Genomic DNA, 15,128 nt, shown 5'->3' with positions numbered 1-15,128 from the left:
GAGGTGGAGACTTCGGCGGCTCGCACGGATGCGCGCTCACGCTACCCGAGCCGATCATGCGGGGCGACTCCTTTACCGGCCGCCCCCGCGGGACCCGTAGCATCGGCGGCATGGCTGATCTCTACGCCCTGGACCTGGCGTTCGACCTGCTCGACAGCACGCCCGACGACGTGCTCGCGGAGGTGCGGCGCCAACTGACGGGGGACGGACTGCTCTCGACCCGGGGCCCGGCGTGGCGCGTCGGCGGCATGCTCGTCGGAGAGTTCGGACCGGCCGAACGCGGCGGCTGGGCCCTGACCACCCGCCAGGAGGTCCACGAGGAACAGCTCCCGGAGCTGGAGGACCTCCTGCTGCTCCTGGCCCCCCACGTCCGCCCGCCGGGCCCGCTCGGCCGCCTCCGCCACTACGAGAACGAGGCCCCGGACCTCCTGGTCCTCCGCGAGGGCCGCGTGGTCCAGCTCGCCCTGGACCCTCGCTGACTCAGGTGAACGTGCCGAAGGCGGCCCGCCCCTTCGGCCGGTAGGTGTGGATGGAGGTTCCGACCGAGGTCGTACGGGAGTCCGTCACCTCGAAGGCGGTCGGCAGTCCGCCGGTCGAGAACAGCTTCCGCCCCGCGCCCAGGAACACCGGGAAGACCAGCAGGTTCAGCTCGTCCACGAGGTCCCGGGCCAGCAGCCACTGCGCGAGCTGCCCGCTGCCGTGCACCTGGAGCTCTCCCTCCAGCGTGTCCTTGACCCGGACGATCTCGCTCTGCAGGTGCTCCCCGTCGAGCACGGTGACCGGGCCCCAGGCCGGCTCCCTGAGCGTGGTGGAGGCCACGTACTTCGGCAGCCGGTTCAGGTTGCCCGCGATGGGGTCGGCCGGATCGTCGTGGTGCGGCCAGTACCCGGCGAAGATCTCGTACGTCCGCCGCCCGAGCAGGAACGCCTCGGTCCGTCCGTAGACGTCCTTGACGAACTCCAGCATGCCCTCGTCGGCGAACGGCACCAGCCACCCGCCGTACTCGAACCCGCCGCTGCGGTCCTCCTCCGTCCCCCCGGGCGCCTGCATTACGCCGTCGAGGGTCACGAAGGTGGTCAGGGTCAGCTTGCCCATGGCTCTGCGCTCCTAGCTCGGCATCCCTACACGAATGCAGACTCCCGGACCCCCGAAACCTCATCGCGACGCCACGCACACCCTCGCGGGAAACGCGAGGTCGGATTCCTGCCAGCGTCCTCGACCCCTCCGCGATTTTATTGAACTCGCAACCAACTGGTGGGCGATCGAGGAGGAACGTCATGGACGGCAAAGTGGCACTGGTGACGGGTGGCAGCAGGGGGATCGGGGCCGCGACCGTCTTGCGGCTGGCCGAGGAGGGCGCGGACGTCGCGTTCACCTATGTCCGCGGCGAGGAGGCCGCGGCCGAGGTGGCCGGAAAGGTCGAGGCGCTCGGACGGCGGGTGCTCGCGGTGCGCGCCGACGCCGGGGATCCGGAAGCCGGCGCCGAGGTCGTGGGGCGGGTCGTGCGGGAGTTCGGGCGGCTCGACGTGCTGGTCAACAATGCGGGGGTGGGCGTGCTCGGGCCGCTGGAGGCGCTGACCGCGGCCGACGTGGACCGGGTGCTCGCGGTCAACGTGCGCGGGGTGTTCACCGCCACGCAGGCCGCGGCGGCCGAACTGGGGCAGGGCGGGCGGATCATCACCATCGGTACCTGCATGACCAAGCGGGTGCCGGGGCCCGGCGGAACGCTCTACGCGATGAGCAAGTCGGCGCTGATCGGCCTGACGAAGGCCCTCGCCCGGGAGCTGGGCGGGCGCGGGATCACCGCGAACATCGTCCACCCGGGGCCGGTGGACACCGACATGAACCCCGCCGACGGACCGTACGCCGACCCCCAGGCGGCGATGACCGCCCTGGGACGCTTCGGCACGGCGGGCGAGGTGGCCGACATGGTGGCCTTCCTGGCCGGACCCGGGGCGGCGTACGTCACCGGGGCGGAATTCGCGGTCGACGGCGGCCACTCCGCCTAGCCGGCTCCCGCCTGGGGATGCCGCCGTCTCCCGGTGCGGCCCCCCTGCCGGGGCTCCGCCCCGCACCCCGCTCCTCAAACGCCGGAGGGGCTGAATGGTGCGGCGGGGCCGGATGGTCCGGCTCAAAGATCGGGGCTCCGCCCCGGACCCCGCCGGAACGCAAGGTGCCTCGGCCCTCCGACCCCCCGACACGTTCGGCGCCCGAGGAGACGCCCCGGCGCGCGCCCGCCCCCGGCACAACCGGCCCCCACCCGCTCGGCCTCGGCACAACCCGCCGCGCCGGGCGGGTCAACGGAGCCAGCAGGACGCCGTCCGCGTCGGCGCTGGCGACCCACGCGCCACGTCGTTCTCGAAAGCGGGCCAAGGCGTCCTTGAGGCGCTCCTCGCGCGGGCGCGGCGGCGGCGCGGGGACGGCCTGGATGGTCTGCTCCGTCATACGGGGCTGCTCCTGTCCGCGACGGCCGGCCCCCGGGCGGAGCCGCCGCGCTCCGCTGTGCCCCACCCGTAAGGGAGTTCGCACGGCAGGGGGAAGACCGGGGGAATGCCGAGGGGGCGCGCCGCGTCGCGGTGCGCCCCCTCGGGCCGTGCACGACCCCGGGAGTGTCGGCTCCCGGGGCGGGCGGTCGAACAGGGTGGCGTCAGCCGCCCAGCTCCTGGTGACGGGCGGTCAGCGCGGCCTCGCCGGTCTCCGTCAGGGAGCCGTACAAGCGCAGGCGGGAGAAGCCGCCGTCCGGGAAGATGTCGATCCGTACGTGGGTGCCGACCGCCGGGGCGTCGAGGACGAACCGGTGGTTGGTGTCGGGCTGCAGGCGGGTGCGCGGCAGGAACTCCGTCCACTCGCCCTCCTCACCGGTCTTGACCGACAGCGAGGCCCAGCCAGCCGAGTTGCCCTTGAGGTACGCGGTGTCGATCTCGACGGCGCGGATCTCGGACTCGGTGACGAGCTGGTAGCGGATCCAGTCGTTGCCGTTGTCGCGGCGGCGGGCGGTCTCCCAGCCGTCGTCCATCTTGCGGGAGCGGCCCGGGTTGATGGTGTTGGTCGGCGGGGAGTAGAAGCGGTTGGAGGCGTCCTGGACGGAGCCGCCGTTCTCCAGGGCCACCACGTCGAAGGAGCCGAGCGCCGCGAGCCACTTCGGGTCGGGCAGGACCTCGCCGTAGACGCGCAGGCGGGCGATGCCGCCGTCCGGGTGCTGGTTGACGCGCAGGTGCGTGAAGCGCTGCTCGACGGCGACCTCGAAGCCGTTGGCCGCGTGGCCGCCGACCGCGGTGCGCTCGACCAGGGTCGTCCACTTCACGTCGTCGCCCAGGAGCTCCTCCGGGGTCGGCGCCAGGGCGCCCTCCCAGTTGGTGCCCTCGATGGAGACGGCCTGCGGCATGTTGCCGCGGAAGTGGGCGGTGTCGACGACGATGCCGCGGATGACGCCGGGGGCGCCCAGGCGGACGAGCGCCCAGTCGTGGTCCTCGGCGGTCGGCCAGGGCTGGGTGGCGGAGACGCCACGGCGGCGGCGGGTCTCCCAACCGTCCATGATCTTGCCCTTGTGACCGAAGTGCTCGGGGTCGAAGTGCGCGGCCTCGGCGATGAGGAGGTTCTCGCGCTGGGCGAAGAACTCGTCGTTGGCAGCGATGACGCCGGCGCCCAGCTCACGGGCGGCGAGGTTCGCGTACTGGGTGAACGGGAAGTCCGCGGTGCGGTAGTCCGCGTACGGGTCGCCGCCTCCGTACGGGTTCGCGTTGCCGGTGAAGGAGGGAATCGCCACTGTCAGTTCTGCCTTTCGAGGAGGAGGCCCGTGGGCTCGGTCGGGGTGCCGTGGTCGGCGATCTGCGCACCGCGCAGCCAGGTGGACTTCACGACGCCGTGCAGGGTCTTGCCCGCGTACGCCGTGACCTGGTTGCGGTGGTGGAGTTCGGCCGGGTCCACAGTGAACGTTTCTTCGGGGGCGAGCACGGCGAAGTCGGCGTCGCGGCCCACCTCGATCGCGCCCTTCTGCGCCAGGCCGGCCAGCGCGGCCGGGGCCGCGGACATCCAGCGGACGACGTCCTCCAGGGTCCGGCCGCGGCGGCGCGCCTCGGTCCAGATGGCGGGCAGGCCCAGCTGGAGGGAGGAGATGCCGCCCCACGCGGTGGAGAAGTCGCTGGTCTTCAGGTCCGCGGTGGAGGGCGAGTGGTCGGAGACGATGCAGTCGATGGTGCCGTCCGCGAGCGCGTCCCACAGGAGGTCCTGGTTGGCGGCCTCACGGATGGGCGGGCAGCACTTGAACTCGCTGGCGCCGTCCGGTACTTCCTCGGCCGTGAGGGTGAGGTAGTGCGGGCAGGACTCGACGGTGATCTTGATGCCCTCGGCCTTGGCGGCGGCGATCAGCGGCAGCGCGTCGGAGGACGACAGGTGCAGTACGTGGACGCGCGCGTTCAGCCGCTTCGCCTGGGCGATCAGGTTGCCGATCGCGGTGTTCTCGGCGTCGCGCGGACGGGACGCGAGGAAGTCGGCGTACTTGGGGCCGGGGACGACCGGGGCGGCGTCGAGGTGGTGCGGGTCCTCGGCGTGCACGATCAGCAGGCCGCCGAAGCCGGTGATCTCGGCGAGGGAGGTGGCCAGCTGCTCCTGGTCGAGTTCGGGGAACTCGTCGACGCCCGAGGGCGACAGGAAGCACTTGAAGCCGTAGACACCGGCGTCGTGCAGCGGGCGCAGGTCCTTGACGTTGTCGGGCAGGGCGCCGCCCCAGAAGCCGACGTCCACGTGCGCCTTGGCGCGGGCGACCTCCTGCTTGACGCGCAGGTTGTCGGTCGTGGTGGTCGGCGGCAGAGAGTTCAGCGGCATGTCGAGGATCGTGGTGATGCCGCCGGCCGCCGCGGCACGGGTGGCCGTCCAGAAACCCTCCCACTCGGTACGGCCCGGGTCGTTCACGTGGACGTGGGTGTCGACCAGGCCGGGGAGCAGGACGTCGTCGCCGAAGTCCTCCAGCCGGGCTCCGGCCGGTACCTCGGCCTCGTACGCCAGCACGGCCGTGATCTTCCCGCCGGCGACGGCCACCGAGGCGGCGCGCGTCCCCTCGGGGGTGATGACGCGCGTCGAGCGCAGTACCAGTTCCACAGCCACGTCGGCCACCGGAACCTCCCCATCTACTTCCACAGAGCGAAATTCAACGTTCTGTTGACGGAGTCTTCCCGGCGATCCGGAGCCAGTCAAGAGCGCCCGGACGGACCACTGACACACCGGGACTGCAATTGGATGTTTCCACAGGATGGAATTAAGATTTCACTATCCAGAATGTAGCTACCACCACCGGGAACTGGGCAGGTAACTTTCCGAGGATGTCCGCCACCAGGACAAACCGCCTCTGACCGGCGGCGACGGTCCCGACCCCAGCACTGGGACCGACGCCGACCGCCGGGTAGGCTGCTCCCTTGCCTGCCAGCACCGAAAGGACCGCGCCGTGCCGACGTCCAGCGCCAGCACCACCGACGCTTCCTCAAAGACCCCTGCCGCCAGCGGTGGCGTCCAGTCCCTTGAGCGCGCCTTCGATCTGCTCGAACGCATGGCCGATGCCGGGGGCGAGGTCGGCCTCAGCGAGCTCTCCGCCGCCAGCGGTCTGCCCCTGCCCACGATCCACCGCCTGATGCGCACGCTGGTGGCGTGCGGTTACGTCCGCCAGCAGCCCAACCGACGGTACTCCCTCGGCCCGCGTCTGATCCGCCTCGGCGAGTCCGCCTCGCGGCTGCTGGGCACCTGGGCCCGCCCCTACCTCGCCCGCCTGGTCGAGGAGACCGGCGAGACGGCGAACATGGCCCTGCTCGACGGGGACGAGATCGTCTACGTCGCCCAGGTGCCGTCCAAGCACTCCATGCGCATGTTCACCGAGGTCGGCCGCCGGGTGCTGCCGCACTCCACCGGCGTGGGCAAGGCGCTCCTGGCCCACACCCCCGCCGACGAGGTACGCGCCCTCCTCGCGCGCACCGGCATGCCGGCGGCGACCGAGAAGACCATCACCACGCCCGAGGGCTTCCTCGACGCCCTGGAGCAGGTGCGCAAGGCGGGCTACGCGGTCGACGACAACGAGCAGGAGATAGGAGTCCGCTGCCTCGCCGTCTCGGTGCCGAACTCGCCGACCGCCGCCGCGATCTCCATCTCGGGCCCGGCGGGCCGGGTCACCGAGGCCGTGGCCGAGTCCTTCGTGCCGATCCTGCAGGGCGTGGCCGCCGAGCTGTCGGTGGCCCTGTCCAACCAGACCCCCGCCTAGGCGGCAGGCGCACGTACGCGAAGGCCCCGGCCGTCCCTCGGAGCGAGGAGCGGCCGGGGCCTTCGCGTGCCGGGTCCCGGTCCGGGTCCCGGTCCGGGTCCGGGTCCCGGTCCGGGTGCGCGGGAGGGCCCGCGGGCCCTCGTACGCCGCTCAGGAGGCCCGTACGCCGCTCAGGGCGCCGGGTCCGGCGCCCGGCTCCGGGGCGGGCATCAGGCGGCCGTCGGCCATCGTCGCCGTACGGTCCATCCGCTCCAGGTGGGCGTGGTCGTGGGTGACCACGACCGTGGCGGTGGAGCGCTCGCGGGTCAGGGAGACCAGCAGGTCGAGCACGGCGGCGCCGCGCTCGTGGTCCAGGGCGCTGGTCGGCTCGTCGACCAGCAGCACGGCGGGCTCGTTCATCAGGGCACGGGCGATGTTGATCCGCTGGCGCTGGCCGCCGGAGAGCTGGTGCGGCCGCTTGTCGGCCTTGTCCGCCAGCCCCACCGCGTCCAGCAGCTCCAGCGCACGGCGGCGCAGGGCCTTGGCGGGCCGCCCGGAAAGGTGCGCCATCACCTGGAGCTGTTCGGCGGCGGTCAGCGAGGCCAGCAGGTTCGGCTGCTGGAAGACGATGCCGATCTTCTCGCGGCGCAGGGCCGACTTCTCGGCCGCGCTGAGCCCCACTGTGTCCCGGCCGGCGACGACGACCCGGCCGGAGTCCGGGGTGACCAGGGTGGCGGCGACCGCGAGCAGGCTGGACTTGCCGGAGCCGGAGGGTCCGATCACCGCCGTCAAGGTGCCGGCGGGCACCTCCAGGCTGACGTCGTCCAGGGCGGTGAGCCGGCTCTCGCCATCGGGGTAGGTGAGCGTGACGTCGTGGACGAGCAGGGTCATCGGGCACTCCCGAGGGCGGTCAGCGGGTCGACGGCGGTGATCCGCCGGATGGACAGGGCCGCGCCCAGCGCGCCGAGCACGGTCATGATCGCGGCGGGGACGAGGACCGTGGCGGCGTCGAGCACGAAGGGCACGTTCCCGCCGCTGATCAGCGCGCCGAAGCCGACGGCCAGCGCGGTGCCCAGCCCGGTGCCGATGGCCAGCATCACCACGGCCTGGCCGAGGGCGTCCTTCAGCAGGTACGGCGTGGAGGCACCCAGTGCCTTCAGGACGGCGATGTCGCCGCTGCGCTGGATGGTCCACACCGTGAAGAAGGCCCCTATCACCAGGGCGGAGATGACGAAGAGGAAGCCGCGCATCAGCTGGAGGGAGCCGTTCTCGGCCTGGTACGAGCCTATGGCGCCCAGGGCCTCGTCGACGGTCTGGGCCTTGGTCGCGGCGGCCTCGTCGGCGGCCGCGAGGTCCAGGCCGCTGCCGGAGACGGCGACGACGGTGGCGAGGGTATCGATGGATGTGCCGGGGTTTGCGATGCGCTGCCAGTCGTTGAGGTCCATCCAGACCACCGGGGTGTGGCTGTAGGCGGCGGTCCCGGAGACGGCGGCCACCGTCAGTTCCAGCGGGCCGATCTTGAGCTCGGCGCCCGCGGTGAGGCCGCCGAGCTCCTTGGCGGCCTTCTCGGCGAGGACCACCTGGCCTTGTGCGAGGCCCGCGTTCCGCGGCCCGAGCCGGCCGGCGGGGTCCACACCGAAGACCGAGACGGCGGCGGTGCGCTCACCCGAGACGGCGTTGGTGGTGCGGATGCCGAGCGGCTCCGCCGAGGTCACCCCGGGCTGCTTCCGCCAGGCCAGCCAGGCGGACTCGGGAACCTGGGAGTTGGTGAAGGACACCTTCTGGTCCCCCGCGGGCGCGGCGAAGGCCAGGTGCGAGGCGGGCAGGCCGGTGATGGCCGAGATGTTCTCCCGGGCCAGGCCGGAGGTGAGCCCGGACAGCAGGCCGACCAGCAGCGTGATCAGCAGGACGACCGAGCCCATGAGGGCGAACCGCCCCTTGGCGAACCGTAGATCTCTCCATGCGACGAACATGTTCCCCACCTTGGTCTTCCGCGTGGACACAAGGCATCGCGCCACAGTAGGGATCCTCGTATCGAAGGACGCACCGGTACATCGAACTTTCGGTTGACCGGGGCCGGCCGGGCCCGACTTACGCTGGTCCGGCCATGACTGCTCCCGCTGCCCCCCTCCTCCCCGTTTCCCGCGCCCTCACCCCGGTGTCGAAAGTGCTGCGGCTGTGCCTGCACGCGCTGCTCTTCGGGCTGCTCGCGCTCGCCGCCGGCCGGGCCGTGACCGACGGCGCGCCCCGCGCCGACTGGGTGATCGCCGCCTGCGCGGTGCTCGCCGCCGTCTACGCGGGCGGCGTACGGACCCCCGCCGTGCACAGTTCGCCGCGCGCCGGGGCGGTGTGGCTGGCCGGGCTCGGCGCGGCCTGGGCGGCGCTGCTGGCGGTCTCTCCCGACGGGCTGTGGATCGCCTTCCCGCTGTACTTCCTGGAGTTGCACCTGCTGCGGCTGCGCTGGGGCGTGGCGGCCGTCGCGCTGACCGCCTGCGCGGCCATCGGCGGGTTCCTCGCGCACAGCAGCGCGGTGACCCCCGGGGCCTTCCTGGGGCCGCTGTTGGGCGGGGCCGTGGCGGTGGCGACCGTACTGGGCTACCAGGCCCTGTACCGCGAGAGCGAGCGCCGCCGCGAGCTGATCGAGGAGCTCATCACCACCCGGGCCGAGCTGGCCGCGGCCGAACGGGGCGCCGGGATCCTGGCCGAGCGGGAGCGGCTCGCCCGGGAGATCCACGACACCCTCGCCCAGGGGTTGTCCTCCATCCAGCTGCTGCTGCGGGCCGCCGAGCGGGCGCTCTCCGAGGGTCCGGCGCGGGCGACGGGTCCGGCACGCGAGCCCGGGGCCGCGGAATCGGCCGGCGCCGGGACGGAAGACGCCGGGGCGAAAGACGCCCGAGCCGCAGCGGAGGCCGCCGGGGCGGAAGGTGCCCCTGCCGCGGCGGAGGCCGCCGGGCCCGCCGTGCCTGTCGGAGGCCGCGCGGCAGCGCTGGCGCACATCGCCCGGGCCCGGGAGGCCGCCCAGGAGAACCTCGCCGAGGCGCGCCGCTTCGTACGGGCCCTGACCCCGCCGGACCTGGAGCACGGGTCGCTGGCCGCCGCGCTGGAGCGGCTGTGCGCGGGGGTGCCGGGGCCGCGGGTGCGGTTCTCGCTGAGCGGCAGCCCGCGGGTGCTGCCCACCCCGTACGAGGTGGCGCTGCTGCGGATCGCGCAGTCGGCGCTGGCCAATGTGGTGCGGCACGCGCGGGCCGGGCGCGCCGAGATCACCCTGACCTTCATGGACGCCTCGGTCACGCTGGACATCGTGGACGACGGGCACGGCTTCGACCCTCCCCCAGCTACCGCTGGGAGGTGCCCCCACCCGGCCGCTTCGGCCTCCGGCGACGGCGGCTTCGGGCTGCCCGCGATGCGCTCGCGCGCCGAGACGCTGGGCGGGCTGTTCACCGTGGAGTCCGACCCGGGCCAGGGCACCGCCGTGGCCGTCACCCTGCCGCTGCCCCTGGAGGCCTGACGATGACGATCCGCCTGCTGCTCGCCGACGACCATCCGGTGGTCCGGGCGGGACTGCGCGCGGTCCTGGACACGGAGGCGGACTTCGCGGTGGTGGCCGAGGCGGCGACCGCCGAGCGGGCGGTGGAGCTGGCGGGCTCCGAGCCGGTGGACGTGGTCCTGATGGACCTCCAGTTCGGGCCGGGCCCCGGCATGCACGGCTCCGAGGCGACGGCTCTGATCACCGCCCGCCCGGGCTCCCCCCGGGTGCTGGTCCTGACCACGTACGACACGGACGCGGACATCCTGGCGGCGGTGGAAGCGGGCGCCTCGGGCTACCTGCTCAAGGACGCCCCGCCGGAGGAGCTGGCGGCGGCGGTGCGGACGGCCGCGGCGGGCCAGTCGGCGCTGGCCCCTGCGGTGGCGCTGCGGCTGATGGACCGGATGCGGACCCCGGCGGAGGCGCTGACGAAGCGGGAGCTGGAGGTGCTGCAGCTGGTCGCGGACGGCCTGTCGAACCAGCAGATCTCGAAGAAGCTCTTCCTCAGCCAGGCCACGGTCAAGTCCCACCTCGTGCACATCTACGCCAAGCTCGGTGTCGACTCGCGCACCTCGGCGGTCGCGGCCGCCGCCACCCGCCGCCTGATCCGCACGCCGTGACCCGGTCCCGGTGAGGCCGGCCCCCGTGGCGGAACACCGGTGGGCAGGGGCGTGGAGCGGGGCGCCGGGGCGGGAGCATCGGGGCATCGATTCCCGATCCGAGAGCGAGCCCGCGATGCACTCCGCCGTTGCGAGGCACCCGGCCGCCGGCACCGGCCTCGGCGTGCTCGGTACCGCCTCCGTGGTGGTGCGGCCGCCCGGGTTTCTCGCGGACGGCGGTCGGCCGTCGGCGGCACTGTCCCGGGCGGGGGCAGTCGACTGGTGTGCGGTGCGAGCCGGGCCGTCCGCGTGGCGGCCGTGCTCACCGCCGTGGTCCTGATGTTCCGCCCGGCGGCGAACACGTACCTGCGCAGGGCCTGAGCGGCGCTACGCCACCCAGTGCGGGCGGTCCACCGCCGACGGCAGGGGAATCCCGTCGTGGAAGGCGCCCGCGAGGCGGCGTACGCCTTCGTCCAGGCGGTCCGCGGAGAGCGTGTAGGGGATCCGGAGCCGGTGTTCGAAGGTGCCCGGGTCCACCCCGAAGCGGGCGCCGCGGCCGATGTGCACGCCGGCGGCCGCGGCGCGCTCGGCCAGGGCGGAGCTGACGGCTTCGCCGAGGTCGACCCAGAGCGAGAGGCCGCCCGGCGGGACCCGCCAGGACCATTCGGGCGTGTGCCGCTGGAGGGCCTGCACCAGGGCCTCGCGCTGGATCCGCAGCTGGGCGAGGCGCGCGGGCAGGGCCCGGTCCATGTCGTCCATCAGCGGGAGCGCGACCAACTGGTCGAGGACCGAGCCGGTCATGTCGGCCGAGACCCGTACCGCGGTCAGCTCGGCGATCATCTTCGCGGTGGCCCGGACCCAGCCCACGCGCAGGCCGCCCCAGTGGGTCTTGCTGAGCGAGCCGATGGTGATCACGTGGTCCGCGCCGCCGCGCGGCGCGAGGGAGGCCAGCGGCGCGGGCGCGGGCACGTCCAGCGCGATGTCGGCGATGGTCTCGTCGACCACCAGCCAGGTCCCGGTGGCGCGGGTCACCGCCAGCAGCCGCAGCCGCTGCTCCGGCGGCATCAGCGCGCCCGTCGGGTTGTGGAAGTCGGGGATCACGTACGCCATCCTCGGCACGGTCTGGCGCAGGGTGGACTCGGCGATCTCCATGTCCCAGCCCGCGTCGGAGACGGCGATGGATCCGGTGCGCAGCCGCGCGTGGCGCAGGGCGTCGAGGGCGTTGGCGTAGGTGGGGTTCTCGGTGACGATCCGGTCCCCGGCCCGGCAGAGCAGGCTGACGACCAGGCTGAAGGCCTGCTGGGCGCCGGAGGTGAGCAGGATCTGCTCGGGGCGCGTGGGCAGCCCGCGCCGGCTGAACCGCTCGGCGACGGCGGTCCGCAGGTCGGGCAGGCCGAAGGGGTGGTAGCCGGGGCTGCGGGCGAGCTGGGGCAGGCGCGGCGCCGCCCAGGCGAAGGCCTCGGCGAGGCTGCCCTCCGGGGCGCCCATGGCGGCGATGGCGAGGTCGATGCCCGGTTCGCCGTCCGCGCGGCCGCCGATCCCGCCGACGATGGCGTGCGCGCCGACCGGGCGGTGGCCGTCGGGGAGTTCGGTCCAGGTGCCGGAGCCGCGCCGGCTGCGGACGTAGCCGCTCCCGCGCAGCAGGTCGTAGGCGCCGGTGACGGTGGCCCGGCTGGCGCCGACGGCCTCGGCGAGTTCGCGTTCGGCGGGCAGCCTGACGTGCAGGGCGATCCGGCCGTCGAGGATCAGCGTGCGGACGGCGTCGGCGAGCGCCCGGTAGCCGGGGCGCGCCAGGACCTCCGCGGGCAGCAGGGCGGCGAGCTGCCGGCTGCCGATGGTTCTGTCCGCTGTCTGGACCACTCGCCCGTTTGCCATGCCAACCTCCCCTGATTGGCTCTGACGGCCAGGCCAATCGAGGACCAGACTCGCTGTATTGGCCCCCGATTGGCAAGGAGACGGCGAGATGCTGACCGACCGAGACGAACGTGCCCTGCTGGCCGCCGCCGAGAACCGGGTCTCCCGGCCGCTGCGCGTCGGGGCCGTGCTGGACTCCGTACGCCGCACTCTGGCGCGGCGCTCACGGGATTCCGTACAGGAGCGAGAATCGGTGGCATGTCAGCCAACTCCCCCTCCGGCTCCCACTCCCCCGCGGGTTGCGGCTCCCCCTCCGATTCGCCCGTGATCGCGGGCCTGCTCCTGGCGGCCGGCGGCGGCCGCCGGCTCGGCGGGCGCCCCAAGGCCCTGCTCCCCTACCGCGGTCGCCCGCTCATCGAGAACGCCGTACGGGTCCTGCGCGAGGCGGGCTGCGGCCCGGTGCACGTGGTGCTCGGCGCCTCGGCCTCCGAGGTCCGCGAGCGGGCCGACCTGGCCGGCTGCGTCGTCGTGGACAACCCGGACTGGGCGGAGGGGATGGGCTCCTCCCTGCGGGTCGGCCTCACCTCGCTGGCCGGTACGGGCGCCCGGGCGGCCCTGGTCTCACTGGTGGACCAGCCGGGCATCGGCCCGGCGGCCGTGGCCCGGGTCCGGGAGGCCTACCGCTCCCCCGCGAGCCTGGTGGCGGCGGCCTACGACGGGGAGCGCGGGCACCCGGTGCTGTTCGGGGCGGACCGCTGGGCCGACATCGCGGCGACGGCGACGGACGACAAGGGCGCGCGGGTGCACCTCGCGCGACACGCCGAAGAGCTCATGCTGGTGGAGTGCTCTGACATCGCGGAGGCCTTCGACATCGACACACCGTCCGACCTGGTACGTCTCCTCTGAGCACGGTGTGACGGCGATGGCACTGAGGGCCACCGGGACGTGGGATCTGTCGACTCAGAGAATCTCGATATCAACAAACCATTGAACTTCCACCATGAGGAAATTACTATCCACTGGTCAGAAGCGCCCTGAACCCCCAGACGGCGCCCGCGACCGTATTCCGGAACTCTCCACACCCGACGGCACTGCGTGCCGTCTCGCGCGAGCATTCCCCCGCGGCCGCCAGGCACCGCCGCTGAAGGAGTGACAGATATGTCCGCACCAGCGCCGTCCCCGCTGGCCATCGTCGACGCCGAGCCCCTGCCCCGGCAGGACGAAGTCCTCACCGAAGCGGCTCTCGCCTTCGTGGCCGAGCTCCACCGGCGGTTCGCCCCCCGCCGCGCCGAGCTCCTCGCCCGCCGCGCCGAGCGCCGTGCCGAGATCGCCCGGACCTCCACCCTCGACTTCCTCCCGGACACCGCACAGGTCCGCGAGGGCGACTGGAAGGTGGCGCCGGCCCCGGCCGCGCTGAACGACCGTCGTGTGGAGATCACCGGTCCGACGGACCGCAAGATGACCATCAACGCCCTGAACTCGGGCGCCAGGGTCTGGCTCGCCGACTTCGAGGACGCCTCCGCTCCCACCTGGGAGAACGTCGTCCTCGGCCAGCTCAACCTCATCGACGCCTACGAGCGCCGTATCGACTTCACCGACCCGCGCACGGGCAAGGCGTACGCCCTGAAGCCCGCCGACCAGCTCGCCACCGTCGTGATGCGGCCGCGCGGCTGGCACCTGGAGGAGCGCCACCTGCGGTTCGAGGGCGGCCCGGCCTCCGGTTCGCTCGTCGACTTCGGCCTGTACTTCTTCCACAACGCGAAGCGCCTGATCGACCTCGGCAAGGGCCCGTACTTCTACCTGCCGAAGACGGAGTCGCACCTGGAGGCGCGCCTCTGGAACGAGATCTTCGTCTTCGCCCAGGACTACGTCGGCATCCCGCAGGGCACCGTCCGCGCCACCGTCCTCATCGAGACCATCACCGCCGCGTACGAGATGGAGGAGATCCTCTACGAGCTGCGCGACCACGCGGCGGGCCTGAACGCGGGCCGTTGGGACTACCTCTTCTCCATCGTGAAGAACTTCCGTGACGGCGGCGAGAAGTTCGTCCTGCCGGACCGCAACGCGGTGACGATGACCGCCCCGTTCATGCGGGCGTACACCGAACTGCTGGTCCGCACCTGCCACAAGCGCGGCGCGCACGCCATCGGCGGCATGGCTGCCTTCATCCCGTCCCGCAAGGACGCCGAGGTCAACAAGGTCGCCTTCGAGAAGGTCAAGGCCGACAAGGACCGCGAGGCCGGCGACGGCTTCGACGGCTCCTGGGTCGCCCACCCCGACCTGGTCCCGATCGCGATGGCCTCCTTCGACGCGGTCCTCGGCGAGAAGCCGAACCAGAAGGACCGGCTGCGCGAGGACGTGCACGTCGCCCCCGGCGAGCTCATCGCGATCGACTCCCTGGACGCGAAGCCGACGTACGAGGGCCTGCGCAACGCGGTCCAGGTCGGCATCCGCTACATCGAGGCCTGGCTGCGGGGCCTCGGCGCCGTCGGCATCTTCGGCCTGATGGAGGACGCGGCCACCGCCGAGATCTCCCGCTCGCAGATCTGGCAGTGGATCAACGCCGGCGTGGTGTTCGAGAACGGCGAGACCGCCACCGCCGAGCTGACCCGCAAGATCGCGGCCGAGGAACTGGCCGCCATCCGCGCCGAGGTCGGCGAGGAGGCCTTCGCGGCCGGCAAGTGGCAGCAGGCCCACGACCTCCTGCTCCAGGTCTCCCTGGACGCGGACTACGCGGACTTCCTCACGCTCCCCGCGTACGACCAGCTGGTCGGCTGATCCCCGGATTCGGCTGAAACGCACAGCGGCCGAACCCGCCGGCTCCGCCCCCGTCGCCTTCACGGCGCGGGGGCGGAGCCGTTTGCGTTCCACAACAGGAGGAGCAGACTCCCGAACGACCGATCGGTCGTTACTCGTTCGTAACCTG

Annotated in this window: 13 protein-coding genes; 7 read left to right on the top strand and 6 right to left on the bottom strand. The window is 72.9% G+C overall.

The features are described 5' to 3' along the window. Nucleotides 1-110 precede the first annotated feature (110 nt). Complete coding sequence (locus IF88_RS42270) at nucleotides 111-479, top strand: hypothetical protein (protein ID WP_051837339.1); 369 nt, start codon at nucleotides 111-113, stop codon at nucleotides 477-479. Nucleotide 480: 1 nt separating this feature from the next. Here the strand turns inward: IF88_RS42270 and IF88_RS0122385 are convergent, their stop codons facing one another. Continuing rightward, nucleotides 481-1,095 (bottom strand): dihydrofolate reductase family protein, encoded by a 615-nt coding sequence (locus IF88_RS0122385; RefSeq protein WP_030715248.1) that lies wholly within the window; start codon nucleotides 1,093-1,095, stop codon nucleotides 481-483. A gap of 182 nt (nucleotides 1,096-1,277) precedes the next feature. On the opposite strand from IF88_RS0122385, the gene IF88_RS0122380 reads away from it, so the two are divergent. Continuing rightward, a complete protein-coding gene (locus IF88_RS0122380) occupies nucleotides 1,278-2,009 on the top strand; it encodes a 3-oxoacyl-ACP reductase family protein (protein WP_030715246.1) in 732 nt (243 codons plus the stop codon). 638 nt (nucleotides 2,010-2,647) lie between these two features. On the opposite strand, the gene alc is transcribed toward IF88_RS0122380, so the two are convergent. After that, entirely contained in the window at nucleotides 2,648-3,766 is a 1,119-nt protein-coding gene (gene alc, locus IF88_RS0122375) for an allantoicase (RefSeq protein ID WP_030715244.1), read from the bottom strand. Nucleotides 3,767-3,768: 2 nt separating this feature from the next. Beyond that, a complete protein-coding gene (gene allB, locus IF88_RS0122370; RefSeq protein WP_420710995.1) occupies nucleotides 3,769-5,103 on the bottom strand; it encodes an allantoinase AllB in 1,335 nt (444 codons plus the stop codon). Nucleotides 5,104-5,440: 337 nt separating this feature from the next. Between allB and IF88_RS0122365 the strand changes: the two genes are divergently transcribed. Beyond that, on the top strand, nucleotides 5,441-6,244 hold the full coding sequence (locus tag IF88_RS0122365; protein ID WP_030715241.1) for an IclR family transcriptional regulator: 804 nt from the start codon (nucleotides 5,441-5,443) through the stop codon (nucleotides 6,242-6,244). A 150-nt stretch (nucleotides 6,245-6,394) separates the two neighbouring features. On the opposite strand, the gene IF88_RS0122360 is transcribed toward IF88_RS0122365, so the two are convergent. Further along, entirely contained in the window at nucleotides 6,395-7,114 is a 720-nt protein-coding gene (locus IF88_RS0122360) for an ABC transporter ATP-binding protein (RefSeq protein WP_051837337.1), read from the bottom strand. Next, on the bottom strand, nucleotides 7,111-8,196 hold the full coding sequence (locus tag IF88_RS0122355; protein WP_030715239.1) for an ABC transporter permease: 1,086 nt from the start codon (nucleotides 8,194-8,196) through the stop codon (nucleotides 7,111-7,113). The genes IF88_RS0122360 and IF88_RS0122355 overlap by 4 nt, the downstream gene beginning before the upstream one ends. A 134-nt stretch (nucleotides 8,197-8,330) precedes the next feature. On the opposite strand from IF88_RS0122355, the gene IF88_RS0122350 reads away from it, so the two are divergent. Together IF88_RS0122350 and IF88_RS0122345 are read left to right on the top strand one after the other, a co-directional pair. Beyond that, nucleotides 8,331-9,731: a sensor histidine kinase gene (locus IF88_RS0122350; RefSeq protein WP_030715234.1), complete on the top strand. Its 1,401-nt coding sequence runs from the start codon at nucleotides 8,331-8,333 to the stop codon at nucleotides 9,729-9,731. A gap of 2 nt (nucleotides 9,732-9,733) precedes the next feature. Beyond that, entirely contained in the window at nucleotides 9,734-10,369 is a 636-nt protein-coding gene (locus IF88_RS0122345) for a response regulator (RefSeq protein ID WP_030715232.1), read from the top strand. A 366-nt stretch (nucleotides 10,370-10,735) separates the two neighbouring features. On the opposite strand, the gene IF88_RS0122335 is transcribed toward IF88_RS0122345, so the two are convergent. After that, on the bottom strand, nucleotides 10,736-12,223 hold the full coding sequence (locus IF88_RS0122335) for a PLP-dependent aminotransferase family protein (RefSeq protein WP_030715230.1): 1,488 nt from the start codon (nucleotides 12,221-12,223) through the stop codon (nucleotides 10,736-10,738). Between the two features lie 237 nt (nucleotides 12,224-12,460). Here IF88_RS0122335 and IF88_RS0122330 point away from each other — a divergent pair, with 237 nt between their 5' ends. Together IF88_RS0122330 and aceB are read left to right on the top strand one after the other, a co-directional pair. Beyond that, on the top strand, nucleotides 12,461-13,108 hold the full coding sequence (locus IF88_RS0122330) for a nucleotidyltransferase family protein (RefSeq protein WP_234323649.1): 648 nt from the start codon (nucleotides 12,461-12,463) through the stop codon (nucleotides 13,106-13,108). A 252-nt stretch (nucleotides 13,109-13,360) separates the two neighbouring features. Further along, nucleotides 13,361-14,980 carry a malate synthase A gene (gene aceB / locus IF88_RS0122325; RefSeq protein WP_030715226.1) on the top strand — a complete coding sequence of 540 codons (1,620 nt, stop codon included), beginning with the start codon at nucleotides 13,361-13,363 and terminating at the stop codon, nucleotides 14,978-14,980. Nucleotides 14,981-15,128: the final 148 nt, after the last annotated feature.

Origin of the sequence: Streptomyces sp. NRRL F-2580 (assembly GCF_000720115.1) — a bacterium.
Lineage (GTDB): Bacteria > Actinomycetota > Actinomycetes > Streptomycetales > Streptomycetaceae > Streptomyces.
The sequence above is the reverse complement of the archived record's forward strand: the minus strand, read 5'-3'. Positions and strand labels throughout refer to the sequence as shown.